Origin of the sequence: Gilliamella sp. Nev3-1, from assembly GCF_001690435.1 — a bacterium.
Classification (GTDB): domain Bacteria; phylum Pseudomonadota; class Gammaproteobacteria; order Enterobacterales; family Orbaceae; genus Gilliamella; species Gilliamella apicola_C.
This window is the reverse complement of record NZ_LZHN01000028.1, coordinates 13,492-38,514: the sequence shown is the minus strand read 5'-3', so window position 1 is coordinate 38,514 and position 25,023 is coordinate 13,492. Positions and strand designations below refer to the sequence as shown.

Annotated in this window: 17 protein-coding genes; 6 read left to right on the top strand and 11 right to left on the bottom strand. The window is 38.0% G+C overall.

What is annotated here, in order from left to right; all coding sequences use genetic code 11:
* The 10 genes from tuf to parE form a co-directional block, all read right to left on the bottom strand.
* Positions 1 to 807 (bottom strand): elongation factor Tu (gene tuf / locus A9G40_RS05435; RefSeq protein ID WP_065582066.1); only part of this gene is annotated, 807 nt, incomplete at its 3' end.
* A gap of 70 nt (positions 808 to 877) precedes the next feature.
* The gene (fusA, locus tag A9G40_RS05430; RefSeq protein ID WP_065582220.1) at positions 878 to 2,980 is read right to left on the bottom strand and encodes an elongation factor G; all 2,103 of its coding nucleotides are present in this window, start codon (positions 2,978 to 2,980) and stop codon (positions 878 to 880) included.
* Positions 2,981 to 3,088: 108 nt separating this feature from the next.
* Positions 3,089 to 3,559 (bottom strand): 30S ribosomal protein S7, encoded by a 471-nt coding sequence (rpsG, locus tag A9G40_RS05425; protein ID WP_034915550.1) that lies wholly within the window; start codon positions 3,557 to 3,559, stop codon positions 3,089 to 3,091.
* A gap of 100 nt (positions 3,560 to 3,659) precedes the next feature.
* Entirely contained in the window at positions 3,660 to 4,034 is a 375-nt protein-coding gene (gene rpsL / locus A9G40_RS05420) for a 30S ribosomal protein S12 (RefSeq protein ID WP_034883792.1), read from the bottom strand.
* 310 nt (positions 4,035 to 4,344) lie between these two features.
* On the bottom strand, positions 4,345 to 5,655 hold the full coding sequence (locus A9G40_RS05415; protein WP_065582219.1) for an NCS2 family permease: 1,311 nt from the start codon (positions 5,653 to 5,655) through the stop codon (positions 4,345 to 4,347).
* Between the two features lie 179 nt (positions 5,656 to 5,834).
* Complete coding sequence (locus A9G40_RS05410) at positions 5,835 to 7,409, bottom strand: TerC family protein (RefSeq protein ID WP_065582218.1); 1,575 nt, start codon at positions 7,407 to 7,409, stop codon at positions 5,835 to 5,837.
* A gap of 141 nt (positions 7,410 to 7,550) precedes the next feature.
* The gene (locus A9G40_RS05405; protein ID WP_065582222.1) at positions 7,551 to 8,996 is read right to left on the bottom strand and encodes a TrkH family potassium uptake protein; all 1,446 of its coding nucleotides are present in this window, start codon (positions 8,994 to 8,996) and stop codon (positions 7,551 to 7,553) included.
* A 14-nt stretch (positions 8,997 to 9,010) separates the two neighbouring features.
* Positions 9,011 to 9,874 carry a co-chaperone DjlA gene (djlA, locus tag A9G40_RS05400; RefSeq protein WP_065582217.1) on the bottom strand — a complete coding sequence of 288 codons (864 nt, stop codon included), beginning with the start codon at positions 9,872 to 9,874 and terminating at the stop codon, positions 9,011 to 9,013.
* Positions 9,874 to 12,102, bottom strand: coding sequence for a DNA topoisomerase IV subunit A (parC, locus tag A9G40_RS05395; RefSeq protein ID WP_065582216.1), 2,229 nt, complete (start codon positions 12,100 to 12,102; stop codon positions 9,874 to 9,876). The genes djlA and parC overlap by 1 nt, the downstream gene beginning before the upstream one ends.
* A gap of 27 nt (positions 12,103 to 12,129) precedes the next feature.
* Positions 12,130 to 14,019 (bottom strand): DNA topoisomerase IV subunit B, encoded by a 1,890-nt coding sequence (parE, locus tag A9G40_RS05390; protein ID WP_065582215.1) that lies wholly within the window; start codon positions 14,017 to 14,019, stop codon positions 12,130 to 12,132.
* 449 nt (positions 14,020 to 14,468) lie between these two features.
* Between parE and A9G40_RS05385 the strand changes: the two genes are divergently transcribed.
* The 6 genes from A9G40_RS05385 (at position 14,469) to ubiA (ending at position 23,090) form a co-directional block, all read left to right on the top strand.
* Entirely contained in the window at positions 14,469 to 15,812 is a 1,344-nt protein-coding gene (locus A9G40_RS05385; RefSeq protein ID WP_143425444.1) for a hypothetical protein, read from the top strand.
* 520 nt (positions 15,813 to 16,332) lie between these two features.
* Positions 16,333 to 17,568 carry a hypothetical protein gene (locus tag A9G40_RS05380; RefSeq protein ID WP_141675200.1) on the top strand — a complete coding sequence of 412 codons (1,236 nt, stop codon included), beginning with the start codon at positions 16,333 to 16,335 and terminating at the stop codon, positions 17,566 to 17,568.
* A gap of 812 nt (positions 17,569 to 18,380) precedes the next feature.
* Complete coding sequence (locus A9G40_RS05375; RefSeq protein ID WP_141675199.1) at positions 18,381 to 20,828, top strand: DMSO/selenate family reductase complex A subunit; 2,448 nt, start codon at positions 18,381 to 18,383, stop codon at positions 20,826 to 20,828.
* 21 nt (positions 20,829 to 20,849) lie between these two features.
* Complete coding sequence (locus tag A9G40_RS05370; RefSeq protein ID WP_065582211.1) at positions 20,850 to 21,464, top strand: DMSO/selenate family reductase complex B subunit; 615 nt, start codon at positions 20,850 to 20,852, stop codon at positions 21,462 to 21,464.
* An 82-nt stretch (positions 21,465 to 21,546) separates the two neighbouring features.
* The gene (locus A9G40_RS05365) at positions 21,547 to 22,104 is read left to right on the top strand and encodes a TorD/DmsD family molecular chaperone (RefSeq protein ID WP_081302162.1); all 558 of its coding nucleotides are present in this window, start codon (positions 21,547 to 21,549) and stop codon (positions 22,102 to 22,104) included.
* A 158-nt stretch (positions 22,105 to 22,262) separates the two neighbouring features.
* Entirely contained in the window at positions 22,263 to 23,090 is an 828-nt protein-coding gene (ubiA, locus tag A9G40_RS05360) for a 4-hydroxybenzoate octaprenyltransferase (protein WP_065582210.1), read from the top strand.
* 1,078 nt (positions 23,091 to 24,168) lie between these two features.
* Here the strand turns inward: ubiA and folP are convergent.
* A complete protein-coding gene (gene folP / locus A9G40_RS05355; protein ID WP_065582209.1) occupies positions 24,169 to 25,005 on the bottom strand; it encodes a dihydropteroate synthase in 837 nt (278 codons plus the stop codon).
* Positions 25,006 to 25,023: the final 18 nt, after the last annotated feature.

Genomic DNA, 25,023 nt, shown 5'->3' with positions numbered 1-25,023 from the left:
ACCTTCGTCAAGTAATTTACGGAACATTTCAACACCAGTACAAGTGGTTTTAGTTGTTGGTTTGATACCCACGATTTCAACTTCTTCACCCACTTTGATTACACCGCGTTCAACACGACCAGTTACCACTGTACCACGACCTGAAATTGAGAATACGTCTTCAATTGGTAATAGGAATGGTTTATCAATATCACGCTCTGGCTCTGGAATATAGCTGTCTAATGCTTCAGCTAATTCAACAATTTTGTCTTCCCATGCTGCTTCGCCTTCTAATGCTTTAAGCGCTGAACCACGGATTACTGGTGTGTCATCACCTGGGAAATCGTATTGAGATAGAAGTTCACGGACTTCCATTTCAACTAATTCTAATAACTCTTCGTCATCAACCATATCACATTTGTTTAAAAATACGATGATGTAAGGAACACCTACTTGACGACCTAAAAGGATGTGCTCACGAGTTTGTGGCATAGGACCATCAGTTGCTGCTACGACTAAGATAGCACCGTCCATTTGTGCCGCACCAGTGATCATGTTTTTAACATAGTCAGCATGGCCTGGGCAGTCTACGTGCGCATAGTGGCGAGTTGGTGTATCGTATTCAACGTGTGAAGTATTGATGGTGATACCACGTGCTTTTTCTTCTGGTGCGTTATCGATTTGATCGAATGCACGAGCTTGACCGCCGTATTTTTTAGCAAGAACAGAAGTAATTGCTGCAGTTAAAGTTGTTTTACCATGGTCAACGTGGCCGATTGTACCAACGTTAACGTGGGGTTTTGTACGTTCAAATTTTTCTTTAGACATCTTAATGTTCCTTTATTAAATCACTTCCCTTATGTTATTAAGGGAAGTGTTACTTTATTTAGATAAATAATTATTTCGCTTTACGAGCTTCAATAATTGCTGTTGCAATATTTGTTGGTGCTTCATTGTACTTCAAGAACTCCATAGAGTAAGAAGCACGACCTTGAGTTTGTGAACGTAGGTCTGTTGCATAACCAAACATTTCTGAAAGTGGAACTTGTGCTTTTACTGTTTTACCAGTTGCAGTATCTTCCATGCCTTCGATCATACCGCGACGACGGTTTAAGTCACCGATAACATCACCCATATAATCTTCAGGCGTTTCAACTTCTACTTTCATAATCGGTTCTAAAAGCACTGGTTTTGCTTTCATAAAGCCGTCTTTAAATGCCATTGAACCAGCAATTTTAAATGCCATTTCTGATGAGTCAACATCATGGTAAGAACCATCAAAGATAGTGACTTCAACATCAACAATTGGATAACCAGCAAGAACACCGTTTTTCATTTGTTCTTGACAGCCTTTATCAACTGCAGGGATGTATTCTTTAGGAACCACACCACCAACAATTTCATTGTTGAATTTGTAGCCTTCGCCGCCTGCTTCTAATGGCTTGATTTTTAACCATACATGACCATATTGACCACGACCACCAGATTGGCGAACAAATTTACCTTCTTGTTCTACTTCATTGCGAATTGTTTCACGGTAAGCAACTTGTGGTTTACCAACATTTGCTTCCACTTTAAATTCACGCTTCATACGGTCAACGATGATTTCTAAGTGAAGTTCACCCATACCAGAAATAATAGTTTGACCTGATTCTTCATCAGTGTGAACACGGAATGAAGGATCTTCTTGCGCTAATCGACCTAAAGCAAGTCCCATTTTTTCTTGGTCAGCTTTGGTTTTTGGTTCAACAGCAACCGAGATTACTGGCTCTGGGAACTCCATTCTTTCAAGAATGATCGGTGCGCTTTCAGCACACAGTGTATCACCAGTAGTCACATCTTTAAGACCGATAGCCGCTGCAATGTCACCTGCGCGAACTTCTTTGATTTCTTCACGTTTGTTAGCGTGCATCTGAACGATACGACCAAAACGTTCTTTTTTATCTTTAACAGAGTTAAGAACAGTATCACCAGAGTTAACCACACCAGAGTACACACGGAAGAATGTTAAGTTACCAACAAATGGGTCAGTTGCAATTTTGAATGCTAATGATGAGAATGGTTCATCATCGCTTGAATGACGTTCCGCTGCTTCACCATTTTGTAATTCCCCTTTGATTGCTGGTACATCGGTTGGTGCTGGTAAATATTCAATAACGGCATCAAGCATAAATTGGACACCTTTATTTTTAAAGGCACTACCACAAGTTACTAAGATGATTTCGTTAGCAAGCACGCGCTCACGTAGTGCTGCTTTGACTTCTTCTTCAGTTAACTCTTCACCACCAAGGTATTTTTCCATTAACTCTTCACTTGCTTCAGCAGCAGTTTCTATTAAGAATGAGCGCCATTCTTCAACTTGCTCAACCATATCTGCTGGTACATCTTCATAAGTGAATGTTACACCTTGATCAGCATCATTCCAGTTGATTGCTTTACGTTTAAGTAAATCAACAACACCAGTAAATCCTTCTTCTGCACCGATTGGTAAAACTAAAGGAACAGGAACTGCTGCTAAACGGGTTTTGATTTGATCAACAACACGTAAGAAATTAGCACCCATACGGTCCATTTTGTTGACAAATGCGATACGTGGAACTTTATATTTATTTGCTTGGCGCCATACTGTTTCTGATTGTGGTTGAACACCGCCTACTGCACAATAAACCATAACTGCACCATCAAGTACACGCATAGAACGCTCAACTTCGATTGTGAAGTCAACGTGTCCTGGGGTGTCGATAATGTTGATGCGGTGTGGTTCAAATTGTTGACCCATACCAGACCAGAATGCAGTTGTTGCTGCAGATGTGATAGTAATACCACGCTCTTGTTCTTGTTCCATCCAGTCCATGGTCGCTGCGCCATCATGAACTTCACCAATTTTGTGACTTACGCCAGTGTAAAACAAAATACGTTCAGTTGTTGTTGTTTTACCTGCGTCAATATGCGCACTGATACCGATATTACGGTAACGTGCTATGGGGGTTGTACGAGCCATATTAATCCTCTATTTAGAATCGTTTGCTTAACAAAGTATCATTTAAGTAGACTGAAAGCAGATAAGGGCAATCAGTCTTAATTCAAGTCATTTGTGTAAATGACTTGATTACCAACGATAGTGTGCAAACGCTCTATTAGCTTCAGCCATACGATGAACATCTTCGCGTTTTTTCACAGCGGTGCCTTTGTTTTCAAAAGCATCCATAAGTTCATTCGCAAGGCGTAGAGCCATTGATTTATCGCCACGTTTACGTGCAGCATCTACAATCCAACGCATTGCAAGTGCATTACGACGAACAGGGCGCACTTCAACAGGAACTTGGTATGTAGAGCCACCAACGCGACGAGACTTAACTTCTACAGTTGGTCTTACGTTATCTAATGCAACTTCGAAAGCTGCTAAGTGGTCTTTTCCACTACGCTCAGCTAATTTATCAAGAGCTGAATATACGATTGATTCTGCGATAGATTTTTTACCATCTATCATTAAAATATTTACAAATTTCGCCAGTAACTCTGAACCGAACTTCGGATCAGGAAGAATTTTTCTTTGACCGACAACATGACGACGTGGCATTGGAATACTCCGTTTATATGTTATAAATTTTTCAGGTTTACCCAAAACTCAAATGAGTTAAATGGAATTATATAGTTTGGCCTTACTTAACGGAGTTCCATTAAGCTTTAGGTCGTTTAACACCGTATTTAGAACGGCTTTGTTTGCGATCTTTAACACCTGCGCAGTCTAATGCACCGCGAACAGTGTGGTAACGCACACCTGGTAAGTCTTTAACACGACCACCACGGATTAAAATTACACTGTGCTCTTGTAAGTTGTGACCTTCACCACCGATATAAGAAGTTACTTCAAAACCGTTAGTTAAACGTACACGACACACTTTACGTAATGCTGAGTTTGGTTTTTTCGGTGTAGTTGTGTAAACACGAGTACAAACACCGCGTTTTTGCGGGCATGCTTCAAGGGCAGGGACGTTACTTTTCGCTTCCTTTAGTGCTCTTGGTTTGCGTACCAGCTGATTAATTGTTGCCATTAATAAGCTCCTGATTAATTAAAATAAATTTAAAATTGCTTTTTAGATACGTAATTAATAACTGTAGACCAAAACCTATGTATATAAGTTTTGGGTCGCAAGATTCTAGACCCCAGGGGAAATAATGTCAAGTTTTTGCTAATATTAAGTGTTTGATCTAGAGTTTAATTCTTGTTGAAGGTAATCATTTTTTAATGAAAAGAGGGTAGGGTTTTTATACTGATATTCATAAGCAAAAATAGATCAATATCTGTATTAGCCGTTTTGACAAATGCTTATTCCCCATTGCAAGTCACAATGGGGAGTTGTTTTAATGATGATCGATAAAGATAAATTTTAAAGCGAATAGTAAAGCAAAAATAATTACGCAAGGATTTAATTGTTTAAATTTACCCGTAAAGGTTTTTAATACCACATAAGAGATAAAACCAAGCGCAACGCCTTCAGTAATAGCAAAGGCAAATGGCATCATGATTGCGGTAATAAAGGCTGGTGTTGCCTCGGTTAAATCAGACCACTTAACTTTAACCAAGCTTGAAACCATTAAAATGCCAACAAAGATAAGGGCGCCTGAAGTTGCATAACTTGGTACTAAATGGGCTAGTGGCGATAAAAAGGCCACGGCTAAGAATAATATACCGACTACCACAGCTGTTAAGCCTGTGCGACCACCGACTGAAATACCAGCCGAACTTTCGATATAGGTTAATACTGATGATGTACCAAATAATCCCCCTAAAGAAGAGCTAAAGCTATCAATTAATAGCGCTTGACGCATTTTAGGGAATCGGCCTTTTTCGTCGCTAATTCCGGCTTTATCGGTTAATGCTAAAATGGTGCCCGATGAGTCGAATAGGCTGACAATCATCACAGAAAAAATAACACCCATGATGCCGATATTAAGCGAACCTGCTAGATCAACATGACCAACAACGCTTGTCACACTTGGTGGCATAGATACAATACCTTGGTAACTGATATTAGGATCTAGCCATAGTGCCAGTAATGTCACAACTAAAATCGAAATTAATACCGCAGCATGAAAGTTGCGAGCCGCTAAAATAACAATGATGAAAAAACCTAGTGATCCTAATAGGACTTTAAGCGATAAGATATTCCCCATCGTTAAGAGTGTGGAAGGTGAAGCAACCACAATACCCATGTTTTGAAAGCCCATAAAAGCAATAAATAGTCCAATACCGGCACTAATACCTATACGTAAACATTGTGGAATATGTTCAATTAACCAGTGGCGGACTTTAAAGAGTGACAACATAAAAAAGATTAAAGAACCCCAAAATATGGCGCCCATACCAATTTGCCAAGAATAGCCCATTGCACCACAGATACCATAGGCAAAAAAGACGTTAAGCCCCATTGCTGGTGCAAGTGCTATTGGTAAGTTAGCAAATAGGCCCATTAAAATCGTCGCCAACGCAGTAATTACACAAGTTAGTACAAATACCGCAGATTTATCCATACCGGTTGCTGATAAAATGGATGGATTAACGAAGATGATATACACCATAGTAAGAAAGGTTGTACATCCTGCAATTATTTCCGTACCGATAGTTGTTTTTTTTTCTTTCAATTGAAACAGTTTTTCGAATATTGAATTCATAAGTTAAGGCCTAATTGGATTGATAAGTAATCATAAATGTTGATAAACAGTGCTAGCTTTTTTACCAAAAAGTAAAAATAAAAAAGATGAGGAGTTATTGCTCCACATCTTCAGAGGTGTTGCCACATTATTATTGCCAGTTATTTATTTTGGTCAAGCGTTATTCTGGCTATACTGTATTACAATGCGCCAGAATCGAGTTTATTTAACGTAATTTTTACTTTCAGAATTCTGTGGCTTTCTATTTCGGCTACTTCAAATAGATAATCGCCAATTTGAATGGTTTCGCCAACATTGAGTAAATGCTGCGCTTTTTCCATTAACAGTCCTGCCAAGGTATGATATTCGCGCTTATCATCAATCGGTATTGGTACAAAACGAATGAGTTCCTCAACTGGAATATAACCATTCGCAATCCAGCTATTATCATCTAAACATTGAATATCATGTTTAGCATCAATTTCCTCTTCTTCTGTTGGGAAATCGCCTGCAATGGTTTCAATAATGTCTGTCACCGAGACAACCCCTTGCATTGAACCAAATTCATCAACCACGAAAGCAAAATGGGTTTTAGCCTTTTTAAATTGTTCTAGTGCAACCAGTAACGATACCGTTTCTGGAAAGATTAAAGGTTGTTTGATAAGTGAGTGAATATCGATTGGTGCTTTACTTTGTAGCACATCTTTTAAAAGATCATTAACTTGGATAATGCCTAATGGTTCATCAATCGAGTCATTATCCGTGACTACTAAGCGTGAATGAGGATTATCAAAAATTTCTTTTATGATGACATCTCGATTATCATTGATATTAACCATATCAACATCAAGCCTAGATGTCATGATACTACTGACGGAACGTTGCGCTAGGCCAAGCACTCGCTCAACCATGCTCAGTTCTTGATGATTAAATACCGAGACTTTTTTATTGGCATCTGACACCACATCAATGGTGTGGGTATCGGGATCTTCTTCTGCATCACCTTTTAATAAGTGTAAAATTGCTTCGGCAGTGCGTTCACGTAATGGTTTTTTATTTAATGCTTTGCGGCGGTTAAAAATGGCTAATTGGTTGAAAAACTCAATCATAATTGAGAATCCAATTGCGGCATACAAATAACCTTTTGGAATCATAAAACCAAAACCTTCGGCAACTAGGCTAAAGCCAATCATTAATAAGAAGCTCAAGCAGAGAATGACAATCGTTGGGTGAGCGTTGACAAAATAAGCCAATGGTTTACTTGCCACCATCATAATGCCAATGGCGATGCAAACAGCAATAATCATCACAGGAATATGTTCAACCATTCCCACAGCGGTAATCACCGAATCAAGTGAGAACACCGCATCAAGTACGACTATTTGGGCTACAACAGTCCAAAAGTGAGAGGTTTTTTTCGGTTTTCCGTCTTCGTGTGACGCACCTTCAAGGCGCTCATTGAGCTCCATTGTGGCTTTAAATAGTAAAAATATCCCCCCGATTAACATAATCAGTTGGCGTGCATTAAAGTTGATTCCAGATATTGAAAATAATGGTGTAGTGAGTGTAACTAACCAACCCGTGAACATTAATAATAACACTCGGGTAATTAATGCAAAGGCAAGGCCTGTAATGCGGGCTTTGTCTCGTTGATGGGGTGGAAGTTTCTCGGCAAGAATGGCAATAAAAACAATGTTATCAATACCAAGGACGATTTCAAGTACAACCAGAGTGGATAAGCCAATCCAGATTGTAGGATCCATGATCCATTCCATATGTCAGGTGATTACCTCTAATAAATACAGCACATGCTGCCCAGTAATTCTGTCTGTAATTGGCTAAATAATCAATAAAATATTTGTAAATTTGTGTATTTTGTCAAAAATTTTCAGGAAAGCATGTGTTTTAGTATAAAATCAGCTTCGCCAAAACGTTGGGGTGAATAAAACTAATAAAGTAAATATTTCTAATCGGCCAAATAACATATCGACAACCATTACCCACTTTACTATATCGCTAACTCTGGCAAAATTATCGCTCACACTACCAAGGCCGACCCCTAAATTATTCAGTGATGAGGCAACAATATAAAAAGAATCTGTAGTATCAATACCGGTTGCCATAATAGCAAATAAGCTGACTAAAAAGACTAGCGCATATGCAGAAAAGAATCCCCAAACAGCTTCAATAATACGTTCAGGAACCACGCGATTATTTAATTTTAAGGTATAGATAGCATTTGGATGAATTAAGCGCTTTAATTCACGCGACCCTTGCATAAACAAAAGGAGAACTCGAACTACTTTTAAGCCACCGCCAGTTGAACCGGCACAACCACCAATAAATGAAGCGCATAGTAAAAAAATCGGTAATGATGAAGGCCATGTGTTAATATCATCAACCGTAAATCCAACCGTTGCCGTTATTGATACAACTTGCAGTACTATCTTATCGATACTTAATTTTCGTTCTGGTTGATAAAAATAAATGCCAAACGCACAGATTGCAATTAAAACAGCTAAAATAAAAACAAAAGTTCTAAATTCTTGATCTCGCCAGTAAACTTTAATTGAAAATCCACTTAATGCGGCAAAATGAAGTGCGAAGTTACAACCCGATAAAATTAAAAAGAGGGTAACAATGTAATTGATTGTAGCACTATTAAAATAAGCAAGGTTATTGTCATGCGTTGAAAATCCACCCATCGATATTGTTGAAAAGCTATGTGAAATGGCATCAAAGGCATTCATTCCAGCTGCCCATAAACAAACAGCACAAAGCGTGGTCAGTAAAATATAAATTGACCAAAGTGTTTTAGCCGTTTCGGCAATACGAGGGCGCATTTTGCTATCTTTTTGTGGGCCGGGAATTTCTGCTCGGTAAAGTTGCATTCCCCCAACGCCCAATAATGGTAAAATGGCGACAGCTAAAACGATAATCCCCATACCACCAAGCCATTGTAGTAATTGCCGATAAAAAAGCAGGGCTTTAGGTAGGTGATCTAATTTAACGATGGTTGTTGCGCCAGTTGTTGTTAGGCTTGAGAATGATTCAAAAAAGGCGTTAGTTAAATTTAAATTAATATGTGTGTCAAAAATAAACGGAAATGCGCCGATTGTACCTAACACCACCCAAAATAGTACGACGATAAAAAAGCCTTCACGCGTGCTCAGTTCATGGCGATGATGGCGATTTGGTAGCCATAATAAACAGCCTAATATCAATGCGGCAAAAAACGATCGAACAAAGATTGCGCCAGCACCATCACGATAGATTAAAGCAACAAGTGCTGGTAGCAACATAAATACCGATAACAGGGCAATTAATAACCCGATGATTCGAAGGATTGAGCGCCAATGCATCATGATAATCGTCTCTATTTAAAACCACGAGACGTTTTGATAAGATCATAAGCGGCTTGGATTTCTTGCGCACGTTTTTTAGCTGCTTCTAGCATCTCTTTGGGTAAGCCCTTCGAAACTAATTTATCAGGATGATGTTCATTCATTAATTTTCGATAAGCCCTTTTGATTTCGGGAATTTCGGCTGTAGATTTAACGCCTAATATTTTGTAAGCGTTTTGTAGATCTGATTGTGATGAGCGATTCTGGTAAGCGCCATGGTTATTGTTATTGCGTTGATATTGATCATATTGGTGCTGGCTACGTTGATTTTGTTGGTAGCTGTAATTATTTTGGTGAAAATGGTAACTGCCCATCATCATTTGGATATATAATGCCATTTTTTGATGAGAAATATTTAATTCATCTGCCACAATCAACAGGATTTGTTGTTCTTTATCATCCAACACACCATCGACTAATGCTGCTTGAATCAATTGTTCACAAAAAATGTTTAGTACGTTGCGTCTAAAACGGTATTGAGTATAAAGCTCTTGAAGGCGTGATCGTAGTGGGTAATTACTGGCCTTGCCACGATTAAATGAGTCTTGGGCAAGTTTTCGGCTGCTACTATTAAGTTGTAGCCTATCCATAAATTGGCTTGCAAGATTTATATCATCTTGTGTGACAACGCCTTTCGCTTTACTTAAATGGCCTAGCACTTCAAAAACCACCGTTAAGTAAAGTTCTGGATTTGCTTTGGTTTTTTGTTCGGTCAATTTATTACAAAAAGTTTGGTAAAGCATTGGTCCAACAAATAGCCCTAGTATAAAGCCCCACCCCGTTTTTAATATAAGGCTTAATACAAAGCCGGTGATCATTGCCCAGATAAAAGACATTATTTGTTTACCTCAATTCGATCTATTTTTTGTAAACCCCGTGGTAAGGTGCTTCCTTTACGTGCGCGTTCTGCCCTAAATTTTTGTAAATCAACAGGGTTTAACGTAAGTTTGCGTTTACCGACATATAAGGTTATCGATGTTTCTGGTGTAATTAATAGTAGATAAGCAAGGCTATCATCAGCACCTGCAAGAGATACAATTTTATTCCCTTTGCCTTTAGCAAGTTCAGGTAGATCTTTTACAGGAAAGATGAGCATTCGCCCAGCTTGAGTAATAGATAGTAGTAAGCTATCTTCAGATGTAATTTCAATTGGTGCAAGTATTTTTGCCTCTTTCGGTAAATTGATAATCGCCTTACCATTACGATTACGAGCAACTAAATCACTAAATTTACAAATAAAGCCATACCCAGCGCTTGAAGCAAGTAACAATTTTTGATTATCCTCTTGGCTCATCACTATATGTTCAACCGTTGCGTTAGCGGGGAGCGCTAATTTTCCCGTTAATGGTTCACCTTGACTTCTAGCCGATGGTAATGTGTTTGGCTCGATAGCATAACTGCGACCAGTTGAATCGAAAAAGATAACGGGTTGATTGCTTTTACCTTTAGCGGCTGCTTTAAAATTATCACCTGCTTTATAGCTTAAACCAGCAGGATCGATATCGTGACCTTTTGCCGTTCTTACCCAGCCCATTTCGGATAAAATCACGGTAACAGGCTCTGATGGTGTTAATTCTTGCTCACTCATTGCTTTTGCTTCACTACGTTGAACCATGGGGGAGCGACGTTTGTCACCATATTTTTCGGCATCTTCTTGTAACTCTTTTTTGATAAGGTTACTCAGTTTTTTAGGCGAAGATAACAAGGCTTGCAAGTGATCGCGCTCTTTTGCAAGATCACTCTGTTCGCCTTTAATGCGCATTTCTTCAAGTTTGGCTAATTGGCGTAGTTTTAGTTCTAAAATTGCTTCGGCCTGAATGTCGGTTAAAGCAAAACGGTTAATCAGCTCTTTTTTAGGCTCGTCTTCATGGCGAATAATTTCAATCACTTCGTCAATATTTAAAAATGCAATCAATAAACCATCAAGAATATGCAGTCTTTTTAATATTTTATCTAAACGATAATTTAAGCGACGTGTAACGGTATTTTTACGATACTCTAGCCATTCAGTAAGAATCTCAATCAAGCCTTTGACTGACGGGCGGTTATCAAGCCCAATCATGTTCATATTAACGCGGTAACTTTTTTCGAGATCAGTTGTTGCAAATAGATGATTCATCACTTGTTCTAAATCGACTCGATTTGAACGTGGCACAATCACTAAACGAGTTGGATTTTCGTGATCCGACTCATCGCGTAAATCTTCAATTAAAGGTAGCTTTTTGGCTCGCATTTGAGAAGCAATTTGTTCTAGGATTTTAGCGCCCGATACTTGATGGGGGAGATCTGTAATCACAATATCTCCATCTTCTTTTTTCCAAACCGCACGCATACGAATTGACCCGCGCCCTGTTTTGTAGATTTTCGCGATATCATCAGGTGGCGTAATAATCTCAGCTTCGGTTGGAAAATCAGGCCCTTGTATGTGAGCCATTACTTCGCTTAAAGTTGCATTTGGATTGTCTGCCAGCATAATTGCGGCATTTGCCACCTCACGAATATTATGTGGGGGAATATCGGTTGCCATACCAACCGCAATCCCCGTTGTGCCATTTAATAAAATATTCGGTAGTCTGGCTGGCAACATTTTTGGCTCTTGCAAAGTACCATCAAAATTGGGGGTATAATCAACCGTTCCTTGCCCTAACTCACCTAATAATAATTCAGCATATTTCGATAAGCGAGATTCGGTATAACGCATGGCAGCAAATGATTTAGGATCATCAGGTGCCCCCCAGTTACCTTGTCCATCAACTAATGGATAACGATAAGAGAAGGGTTGTGCCATCAGTACCATAGCTTCATAACAGGCACTATCACCATGAGGATGATATTTACCAAGCACATCACCTACGGTACGTGCTGATTTTTTAAATTTTGCTTGCGCATTTAGACCTAGCTCTGACATGGCATAGACAATGCGTCGTTGCACGGGTTTGAGACCGTCACCAATAAATGGCAGTGCACGATCCATAATGACATACATTGAGTAATTTAAATAGGCGCTTTCGGTAAAGGTACGTAGCGACTGAATTTCTACTCCGTCATGAGTTATCTCACTCATTATTGTTCCTCTAAATCATTCTGTTTATTAGACATTAAGTTCAACTTGATCGCCTTTTTCTTGTAACCATTCTCGGCGATCTTCTGAGCGCTTTTTGGCAAGTAACATGTCCATTAATGCCATAGTCTGCTCTGTATCATCAAGCGATAACTGTACTAAACGGCGTGTATTGGGATCCATTGTCGTTTCTCGTAGCTGCAGAGGGTTCATTTCCCCTAAACCTTTAAAACGTTGTACATTTGGCTTACCTTTTTTGCGTTTAAGTTGCTCTAAAATACCTTCTTTTTCTTCTTCATCAAGCGCGTAATAAACTTCTTTACCCAAATCAATACGATAAAGTGGTGGCATCGCAACAAAGACATGCCCATGTTCAACCATGGTGCGGAAATGACGAACAAATAACGCACAAAGTAAAGTGGCAATATGTAGTCCATCAGAATCGGCATCGGCTAAAATACAGATTTTGCCATAACGTAACTGGCTCAAATCATCACTATCTGGATCGATACCGATAGCAACCGAAATATCATGAATTTCTTGTGAGCCAAGCACCTCGTCAGATGACACTTCCCAAGTATTTAAAATCTTACCTTTAAGTGGCATAATGGCTTGAAACTCACGGTCTCGCGCTTGTTTGGCTGAACCACCGGCAGAATCCCCTTCCACTAAAAAAAGCTCAGTACGGCTCAAATCTTGCGATGAACAATCCGCCAATTTACCCGGTAAAGCAGGTCCACTGGTTAATTTTTTGCGGATAACTTTTTTAGATGCCTTTAAGCGTTTTTGCGCACTCGAAATGACCATTTCGGCTAGTAATTCGGCTAATTGTACATTTTGATTTAGCCAAAGACTAAATGCATCTTTCACAATAGCCGAAACAAAAGCTGCACATTGCCGTGAAGATAAGCGCTCTTTAGTTTGACCTGCAAATTGCGGCTCTTGCATTTTGACCGAAATAACGTAGGCACAGCGTTCCCAAATATCATCGGCAGTTAATTTTAAGCCTCGCGGTAATAAATTGCGGAATTCACAAAACTCACGCATAGCATCTAACAAGCCTTGACGTAAACCATTAACATGCGTACCACCTTGTACCGTTGGAATTAAGTTAACGTAACTTTCAGTCAATAGCTCTCCACCTTCGGGCAACCAAAGTAGCGCCCATTCTACCGCTTCCGTTTCACCAATATGGTTGCCAGTAAAAGGGGTTTCGGGTAATAGTGAGTAACCACTAATAGTTTCCATTAAATAGTCTTTTAGGCCGTCTTGATAACACCAACGTTGCTCAGTATTGTTAATTTTATCTTTAAAGATAATTTCAAGCCCTGGGCAAAGTACAGCCTTAGCTTTTAATAAATGAGACAATCGAGGAACAGAAAATCTTGGTGAATCAAAATATTTTTCGTCTGGCCAAAAATGGACTTTGGTGCCAGTATTACGGCGCCCACAAGTGCCAGTAACGTGTAGATCCTCAACTTTGTTGCCATTTTCAAACGCGATTTCATACACTTGCCCGTCACGATGAACGGTAACATCAACGCGTTTTGATAAGGCGTTGACAACTGAAATGCCGACACCGTGTAAACCGCCCGAAAATTGGTAATTCTTGTTAGAAAATTTACCACCAGCGTGTAAACGACAAAGTAATAGCTCAACGGCTGGCACGCCTTCTTCTGGGTGAATATCAACAGGCATACCTCGACCATCGTCGATAACTTCTAATGAGTTATCTTCATAAAGTGTCACTTTGATTTTACGAGCATGGCCAGCGATCGCTTCATCAACACTATTATCAATGACTTCTTGCCCTAAATGATTTGGACGACTTGTGTCAGTGTACATTCCAGGGCGATGGCGAACAGGATCAAGGCCTTTTAATACTTCAATATCAACGGCGTTATAAGTGGGTTGTGGCATAATGTTTCTATTTATCCGAATAAATGGGCTTATTATAACAACCTTTCATAAATAAGACCAAGGTCAATGGTAAAGGCACTTTAACAAGTGACGAGAGCCGCTATTAATTAAGTAAGTTAAATAATACGATTTTTTAAGGAGGTAAGATAAAAATTTATTACTAAAAACACAAAATCGCTTATAATTCACCCCGATATTGATTGTTTATTAGCGTTTACTTAATGATTTTATTTTGAGTTTTTAATAAAAAAACCAAACATAAATAATAAAATCCGCATATGGAAAGGAAATGAATAATGTTAGAAATAGTCACTTACCTGTTGTGGCAAGTAAGCCACAATTATAAGCATTTAGTCGTTTTATTTTTCATTTCAATATTTTGCCTTTTTTATTGGTATTATTGTAAAGCAAAACCTGTATTACATTATATTATACCGATTCTATTTTTCATGGCATGCCGTATTCATGATGCAGGTGCGTTATCAGCTACAACAGCAGATGTGATACACGGTCATGCACCTTATCTTACTTTTGATGGTGGTGCAACCAAAAGCGATATTAAAGCGTTATTAGGCATCAAACTCCCTGATGGGCGTGAATATGTGCCAGAAGGTGGGGAGTCAAATCTATATCCAAATGCTGAAGTAGTCATAGATGGGTATGAACCAATTGAGTTGCCAAGCAATGCAAACACTTTTGATAGTATCCAAACACTAGTGCCTCTATCTGATTCAAGTATTGATTTAAACGATTTAATAGGTGAAAATGACTATTGGTCAGATGATGATGGCGATGGTAATGTCAGCATAACAGGTCGTCTAGAACTTGCTTGGTATGATGTAAATGGTGAATATATTACAGATACTACAAGTAATTTTGATCCCTGCTCGGCCCCATATCAGTTAGAACTTTACTTAACCAACCCTCAACTATCAACTCAATATGGCGTACCAAGGACAAGGATCTTACCGAATGCTTGGCAACTGTACACGTTTAAAGTGACAAATGGAGCACGTGTTTGTTATGCACAACCTCCGGCTCTGTATGGTATGGAAGGTACAAACTGGAGCAGAAATCTTGGCTTTCAGGTGAAAAATATTGATGACCCCAAGCAAAACTTTCCGACAACGGGATCAAATGAACTCAGTTTCCGTTTACTTTTAGGTGGTATAACACCAAAGCAAATCATTGATGCGAATGGTACAACAGTGTCAGCAGTAAGTGGTGGTCAATCTGTGACATTATTATTAAGTATAGAAACAGGTCTAGGATTGGGTGGCTATGATGAAGAGCTATTAAAGATAACATTAAAAGGTCCAAATAAAGATTCGAGTAACAAAAGTTTTAATCCCTCGTTATTTAAGCTTTACGCCGATGGTAGCCACAACAAATTACTTTATAGCTTTAAAATAGAACGCTGGTATATTGCCAATCCAGATGATCCTAATGATGGTTCTTATGCTGAAGCTCAAATATTCTGTAATAGTTTAGGTAACGATTATCGTATACCTAGTGTTGGGGACTATACCAATGCGAATGACTCTTCTTGGCAGTGGGGCGAGCCGGGACAAACAAATGAAAGCCTCAGGCAACTAAGTTACAAAAGTGGCAACAAGTGGATAGGCGGTTTATTTAATGAATGGGGAGAATTTACCTACGATAAAGATAGAAATGACGATTGGAGCGATGACCGATATTGGGCATTTGACGGCTATACAGTATCTCCGTATGGAAGTATTGCCTCAAATAATAATATCTACACCTTCGCCATGGCTGCGTGTGTGACGCCTTAAAATAACGCTTGTTAGATTACCCGTTATTAAATGGTTGCATATAGATAATCTCAATTTTTAATAAAGATTGGGATTATCTGGGTGGTATCTTATAAATAGATCTTTACAAATCTTAACCAAAAAAAGCGTTTTTTCTTTAAACAACATTGTTTTTTGTTTAAAATTAGAACAGTATTACTGCTCAAAAGTGATGTTGTTAACATTAGCATCGAAAAAATCATTAACAAATGATTTAAAAATTAGTTAACTGTATGATTTTGTTTTAGAAAAACGGAGTGAATCAGAAGAAACTTACAAAATGCATGAAATAGGTAATGGTATAATGTCATCTAATCATACTCTTGAGCAATCAAAAAATTTAATTTTTCAGAAATCATCGCTTTTTAATTGTCAGTCACATTTATTTTATACTACATACAAACGTCATAGTTCATTTATAAAATTTTTCTCTTTACGTTTACCCCTATTTACTTGTATTTATCTTCTTTTATATGCTAATAATGCAATAGCCTTATCGGCAATGACAAATCAAGTCGTACATGGTAGTGCACCATATTTAACTTTTGATGGAGATGTAACCAAAAGCGATATTAATGCGCTATTCGGCATCAAACTCCCTGATGGGCGTGAATATGTGCCAGATGGTGGGGAGTCAGGCTTATATCCCAATGCGGAGGTAGATGTATCAAGCGAAGTAGAGCCAATTATGTTACCACCCAGTGTTGCTTCTTTTGAAAACATCCAAACATTAGTGCCTATATCTGGCAATGGGCATTACCCAGCTATTTATTTCGATAGACTAATAGGTGCAAATAACTATTGGGGGGATGAGGATGGAGATGGCTCCGCCAAAGTATCTGGTTTTTTGTTAGTAAAATGGGAAAATGCAGATAATAAAGATATTACAAGCCTAGTTAAAAACAATCCTACAAAGGTATTAGATCCTTGCGATGCACCCTTTAAGTTTACCCTTTCTGTGCACGATGGCAAACTGTCCACTAAATATGGGATGCCTAGGACTAACACATTTAATGAGGTTAGCCATACTTACTATATTTCCCCAATGGTAGATAAACCATATACCTGTCATGCGCAACCAAATTTATGGTGGAGTTACGGTGATGAACTTGAAAGTCAATGGGATAAAAATAAAGGTTTTATAGTTACAAGTGGTAATGATCTAACTACCGCCTTTCCCACAACTGGTTCAAATGGACTTCATTTTTATTTGTTGTTAGCGGGTATTACGCCACAGCAAGTAATTGATGTTAATGGGAAAACTGTGTCAACAGTTAATGGCAGTGGCACAGTAAATTTATTGTTAACCCCTGAACATACTCCTGGGTGGGCTTTTTCTCCTAAGCGACGAGCGTTGAAGATACAATTAATTGGACCAACTAAAGATTCAAGTGATAAAAGCTTTACCCCTGCAGTATTTAAACTTTATTCAAACAGTAGTCATAGCCAGTTGCTCTATAGCTTTAAGATAGAACGCTGGTATATTGCGCATCCGAATTCGGGAAGTTATGCTATTGCTCAAGCATTTTGTCATGATTTAGGCAATGGTTATCGTGTTCCTCACATCACAGATTACACTAATGCAAATAATAGTGCTAGTTTTTGGACTGGGGGTATACTAGGAAGGGACATTAATAAATACCGCAGGCAGTTAAGTTATAAATATGATGGCAGATGGATAGGGGGCTTGTTTAATGAGTGGGGCAAGACTGACAATAGCGACTACCCCCGCAGCTAGCGATTGGCACACATTTTATAGGTTTTGGGCCTCCAATTCATACAGTAACTATCAGTACGGCGTTTCTGAAAATTGGGGAAGTGTTAATTATGCAAAACCTTCTGCTAATTATCACAAAGTCGCTTGCGTAACACCTTAGCTTTAAATAATTTAAGTAAATATGCCATAATATCACCTTAGGTGAACTAGACTAAATATACCCTTGTTCAAAGGGATAAACTAAAGTTATCACTCACAAAATAAAAACATCAATGAATCGCTATCATTTGCTTGTTTATTAGCGTGAAGTGATACGTTGATATCAGTTTTTCAAATAATATGTAACAATTACTCGCGTTATTTACCGTAATTTGAAAAACAACTGCATGAATATATATAAAAAACAAAATTAATACCTTATCACAGCTGTCCTTATACCATTGAAGATATCTATTCGGATAATGGACATGAATATCAAGACACAGGTGAACACCTATTTGTTAAAACATGTGATATGCATCTTAATGGCAATGTGACATAATCAACCAATATTCGAAGATAAAAAAAATAGAAAATAAAAGGTTAAGCAAATTCCGGTAAAACGCCTTATGCATTTTTAGCGGATTATTTTAATCATGAAGTCTAAACTATATCAAATTCCTCCTTTCCTAAGTTCAACATAAAAATGTTGACATTATATATTGCTAATCAATCTACTTAATCATTGATCCATTGAATTTTGATTAATTTAATAACAATTTTCGTTTTTAGTTTGTTTATTCATCTTTTAGTATTATTATCAACATAATTTCATATCAACATTAGGGAATGATGTGAGTAAATTACAGAATAAAACAAGCAAATGCGATTTTGTACAAAAACCAAAAACAATTAATGATATAGCTGCCCTAACTAATAATGTACAATTACCTTTTTCCTACATTGAACCAAGTACTAATGCTAATAGTACAATTTCAAATCCCATCGATGAAGAAAAGATTATTTATAGTGCGTGTTTAGTTAACTGCGGTAGCCGTTGTCCTTTAAAAGTTCATGTCAAAAACGATATTATTACTAAAATATCTTCAGAAGATGGCATTAATGATGCCGTTTTTGGTCTGCATCAAATCCGCCCTTGCCTTCGCGGCAGAGCAGTTCGTTGGCGAACTTATGATCCTGCGCGCTTAAAGTATCCAATGCTACGAATTGGTAAACGTGGTGAAGGTAAATTTAAACGTATTTCTTGGCATGAAGCGATTAATTTACTTGCAAATAAACTTAAATATACGATTAATCAATATGGCAATGAAGCAATTTATTATCAGTATGGATCAGGAACAACGGGCGCTAATCTTTCAGGGCGTAATGCATGTAAGCGTTTTTTAAGTATCATTGGTGGTCATTTAAATTACCATGGTGATTATTCAAGCGGGCAGATTTCAGCTATTCGGCCTTATTTGTTTGGTCATGCTAAAGAATCTTTACTGGATCAGATCAAGCATTCTGATTTAGTGGTTATGTTTGGACATAACATTGCCGAAACTCGAATGTCAGGCGGTGGGCAAGTTACCGAGCTTTTTCATGCGTTAGCGCAAAGTCATGCAAGGGTGATTATTATTGATCCTCGTCGTAGTGAAAGTGTCGTTGCGTATAATGCTGAGTGGATCCCGATTATTCCCGGTACTGATGCGGCATTAGTTGCGGCAATAGGCTATACATTGCTTGAGCAAGATCGTATTGATGAGGATATGCTTAATCAATACTGTATTGGGTGGAATGCCGATTCTTTGCCTGATAGTGCACCGCCTTATAGTGATTATAAATCTTACCTTTTAGGTTTAGGCTATGACAGAACACCTAAAACACCAGAATGGGCAGCTAAAAAAACAGGTATTTCAGCAACACAAATTCGTAAACTCGCAATAGATATTGTTGATGCTAAAGCTGCTTGGATTTCGCAAGGTTATGGTGTGCAACGTTGGCAAAATGGTGAACATACTGCGCGAGCCATTATGATCTTACCAATTATTACGGGGCAATTTGGTAAACCTGGCACTAACATTGGAACTTGGGGCGGGAGCGTTGTTTATCCTATACCTAACTTTAATTTACCTAATCCAATAAAAACCAGTATTCCTTTCTTTTTGTGGACGAAAGCGATTGAAGATGGACCAAGCATGACTGCTAAAAATGCCTACCTTAAAGGTAAAGATAAATTGGATGTGGGGATCAAATTTATCTGGAATTATGCGGGTAATGTACTGGGAAATCAACATTCAGATCTCAATCGTACTCACCAGATTTTGCAAGATGAGTCAAAATGTGAATTTATTCTTGTTTGGGATACACATATGACAGCATCAGCTAAGTATGCTGATTTATTATTACCCGATGTGTCATCGGTTGAGAATAATGATTTGATTAATAACTCTTATTCATCTGGGGCATATTGTTACCTTATCCGTATGCAAAGTGCTATTAAACCGCTTTGGGAAAGTCGTCCTGTTTATGATGTATTAACTGAATTGTCTGAGAAAATGGGGGTAAAAGACCAATTTACCCAAGGCCGTACTCAAGAGCAGTGGATAGCGTATTGTTATGAACAATTACGAAAACGTGATCCGCATTTACCGCCTTTTGCTGATACTGATGGCATGGGGGTTATCGATCGCAAACTTGCCGATAGTGATAGCCAAATTGGATTAAAAGCTTTTAGAGATGATCCCATTAAAAATCCATTAACTACCCCGTCAGGAAAAATAGAAATCTATTCAGAAACGTTAGCGAACATTGCCAATGAATGGGAACTTGATGCGCAAGATGTGCTGTATCCTATTCCTGCTTATTTACCAGCGATTGAAGGCAGTGAAGATAAATCTAAACGTCAACAATATCCGTTGCAACTTATTGGATTTCATACCAAAGGGCAATGCCATTCTACTTACAGTAATTTGCCACAATTGCGTGAAGCTGTCGCTAACCGTATTTGGATTAATCCATTTGATGCCGAACAACGGCAAATAAAACATGGACAATTAGTTGAAGTTTATAACGATCGTGGTCGGTTGCATATTGTCGCTAAAGTTACGCCAAGGATATTACCAGGTGTTGTTGCGATTCCCCAAGGAATGTGGGCAAAAAATAATGCTGAAGGGGTTGATATTGGCGGTTGCATTAATCGTTTAACATCATTGCGTCCAACGGTGCTTGCTAAAGCAAATCCACAGCATACCAACTTGGTTGATGTCAAACCAGTATCAGATACGTGTTTAGCGTTATAAATAAAAGGACGGATAATAAAAATGCAATATGGATTTTATATTGATTCTTCAAAATGTACGGGTTGTAAAACTTGCCAAGTGAGTTGTAAAGATGAAAAAGATAATGCTTTAGGCGTCCGTTTTCGCCGTGTTTATGAATATGGTGGTGGTGGTTGGCAGCAAGTTGATAATCTTTGGCAAAATGATACTTTTACCTATTATTTGTCTATCGCATGTAATCATTGCGAACAACCTGCTTGTGTGCAGAGTTGCCCAACGGGGGCAATGTATAAACGTTCACAAGATGGCTTAGTGGTTGTTAATCAAGACATTTGCATGGGGTGCCGAAATTGTGAAACACACTGTCCATATGGAGCACCACAATTTGATTATCAAAAAAAGGTCATGTCAAAATGTGATGGTTGTTATGAACGTGTTGCCGAGGGATTAAAGCCTGTTTGTGTTGAGTCATGCCCACAGCGAGCTTTAGATTTTGATGAAATTGAAACGCTACGCCAGCACTATGGCGAACAATGCGATATTGCACCACTACCAAGCTCACAGCTCACTAAGCCCAATATTGTAATAAAACCCCATGCACAAGCTAAGATGTCTGGCGATACCTTAGGTAAAATACTTAATCCTGAAGAAGTATAAGTAATATGTCATAATTACCACGGGTTTTTTTTGGGGGTATCAGTGTAACTAACTGATAGAACCATTCTAAGGAGATATTTATTTGGATAAGTTAGTTACTATCACATTAGCTAAACTACTTGGTATGTTTTTTTATTATCCACCCAATAGTAAAGTTACTACATCATTAACGCAGGCCTTATTACATATTAACCATTTAGCCCCATGGAAAGATTCTATCCTTATTTATGAGCAGTGCCATATATTAGCTAATCAAATTGATAACCCAGATCTTAATTACCAATTTTCATTATTATTTGAAGGACAGGGAACAATGCCTGTACCCCCGTGGGGTTCATTTTATTTGGATAAAGAAAACCTATTGCTAGGAAAATCACTAGAAAGCTATCGTCAATTTCTGCAACAACATGGGGTAAAACTCAATACAGGAATAAACGAGCCAGAAGATCAATTTGGATTAATGCTTATGGCATACGCTATATTGTTGGAAAATAATCACCATGTAACGGCAAAACAATTAATTGATGAACATTTGTTAAGTTGGTCATCAGCCTATTTAAAAAAGCTACAGAAAAGCCAGATTAGCCCATTTTATCAAGCGTTAGCGGTAATTGCTGAGCAATATTTACACATGCTGTGATTAACATCTTGTGCAAACCGATTCCATCTAATGTGGTTATTTTGGGTCAATATTCATTGGCATCACTCATTGGGTATAACTTGCCATACCGTAACATTGCAGCTTTTAGCGTAATCGGTATAATCGCTATTATGATTTATTTAGAATAGATATTATTAATGTTAGCTTATTTACAACTCATGCGATTGGATAAGCCAATTGGATCATTGCTTTTACTCTGGCCCACACTTTGGGTTATTTGGCTTACGGGTCATCCATCTACTTATATTACTATTATTTTTGTGCTTGGCGTGTTTGTTATGCGCTCGGCAGGTTGTGTCGTGAATGATTATGCCGATCGCCATTTTGATGCACACGTTGAGCGAACAAAAAACCGCCCCCTTGCTCGTGGTGCATTAACCGAAAAAAACGCACTATGGACGCTATTGGTCTTATTACTGATAGCGCTTTGTTTATTGTTAAATTTAAATAAGCTGTCATGGCTAATTGCTTGCTTTGCGTTACTTACCGCACTCATTTACCCTTTCATGAAGCGTTACACCCATTTACCACAAGTCACCTTAGGCATCGCATTTAGTTGGAGTATTCCGATGGTATATGCAGCAACCATTGAACAGTTCCCCTTAACGTGCTGGATACTTTTCTTGACTAATATCTGTTGGACAATTGCTTACGATACCCAATATGCGATGGTTGATCGTAATGATGATATAAAAATTGGCATCAAATCCACGGCTATTTTATTTGGCAATTATGATAAATTAATTATTGGATTATTACAGATAATATCTGTTATTGGCTTGTTATTTATTGGTTTAATCAATCAGTTATCGCTGATGTTTTATATGGCTTTATTATTGGTTATAGGACTATTTATTTACCAACAATGGCTAATAAAAAATCGAGATAGAAACAAATGTTTTAGTGCCTTTATGAATAATAATTATGTTGGTTTTATTATTTTTTTAGGTTTGTTGTTTGCTTGACAATGAGCCGTAAACTAGATCGCTCGTGAACAGAGGTTAACAAGTGCAGTATAAATTACTTAAAAACTTTAATAAAATCAATATGTTTTCTGACTGTTTTTTAGTGCAAATGCCTTGTTTAGTCTATTTAGCGTTGTGTGAGTGTGCGGCATTTTGCACCAAATCCACTAAATCGGGCGTGATAACACTAGCTTGTTTTATTGATAAAAACTAAAATGCCCGACACAACACTATCTTAGAACAGTAACATCACTAAACAGTAAAGGAAGTCGTTGATTTTTTTAAAAAAGTTAAAATAAAAACTTCAATAAAATCAATGGTTTTTCTGACTGTTTTTTAGTGCAAAATATCTTGCTTAAGCTATCCAGCGTTGTGTGAGAGTACAGCATTTTGCACCAAATCTGCTAAATCGGGAGTGATAACAATAGCTTGTTATTATTAATAAAAACTAAAATGCCCGACACACCACCATCTTAGAACAGTAACATCACTAAACAATAAAGGAAGCCGTTGATTTTTTTAAAAAAGTTAAAATAAAAACTTCAATAAAATCAATGGTTTTTCTGACTGTTTTTTAGTGAAAAATATCTTGCTTAGGCTATCTAGCGTTGTGTGAGAGTACAGCATTTTGCACCAAATCCACTAAATTGGGCGTGATAACACTAGCTTGTTTTATTAATAAAAACTAAAATGCCCGACACATCACCATCTTAGAACAGTAACATCACTAAACAATAAAGGAAGTCGTTGATTTTTTTTTAAAGTTAAAATAAAAATTTCAATAAAATCAATGGGTTTTCTGACTGTTTTTTAGTGCAAATACCTTGTTTAGTCTATTTAGCGTTGTGTGAGTGTGCGGCATTTTGCACCAAATCCGCTAAATTTGGCATGGTAACACTAGCTTGTTTTATTAATAAAAACTAAAATGCCCGACACAACACTATCTTAGAACAGCAAAATCACTAAACAATAAAGAAAGTCGTTGATTTTTTTAAATTAAAATAAAAACTTGAATAAAATCAATGGCTTTTCTGACTGTTTTTAGTGCAAAATGTCTTGTTTTCAACTGTCCAACCTATTAGCCTTGCTCTGCAAGCGTTGCTTGGACAATCCGCAATGCATCAAAAGTTTCTTTAACATCGTGTACACGAATAATTTGGGCACCTTTCATGGCTGCAATCACGGCACATGAAACACTGCCGAGAGTACGTTCTTGTGGCGGCACATTTAATACTTGCCCAATCATCGATTTTCGAGACATGCCAACCAATAACGGTAAGTTGAAATGATGGAACTTTTCAAGCATTGCTAATAGGCGATAATTATGGGCTAGTGTTTTGCCAAATCCAAAACCAGGATCGAGTATGATTTTTTCACGGGCAATACCAGCATTTAAGCAACGATCTATATGCTTTGCAAAAAATAGGTCGACTTCTTGATATATGTCTTGCTGGTAGTGTGGTGCATTTTGCATGGTTTTAGGATCGCCTTGCATGTGCATAATGCAAACAGGTAACCCTGTTTGTGCAGCGGCTTCAATAGCTCCAGGCCCTGTAAGGGCTCGAATATCATTGATTAGGTGAGCGCCTGCTTTAGCAGATTCTGTCATGACTTGTGGTTTTGAGGTATCAACCGATATCCAGACATCAAAATAACGAGCAATTTTTTCAACGAGTGGGATAACGCGGTTAAGCTCTTCATCAACGGAAACCTCGGTTGCACCTGGGCGTGTTGATTCGCCACCTACGTCAATAAATGTTGCACCAGCTTGAATCATGCTATCAACCCGGCGCATGGCATCATCAAGATTGTTATAAGTCCCACCGTCAGAAAACGAGTCTGGCGTCATATTTATAATGCCCATAACTTGTGGGAATGAAAGATCCATCACTTGATTTTTAAAATGTATTTCCATGATTAAAAGCCTTATATG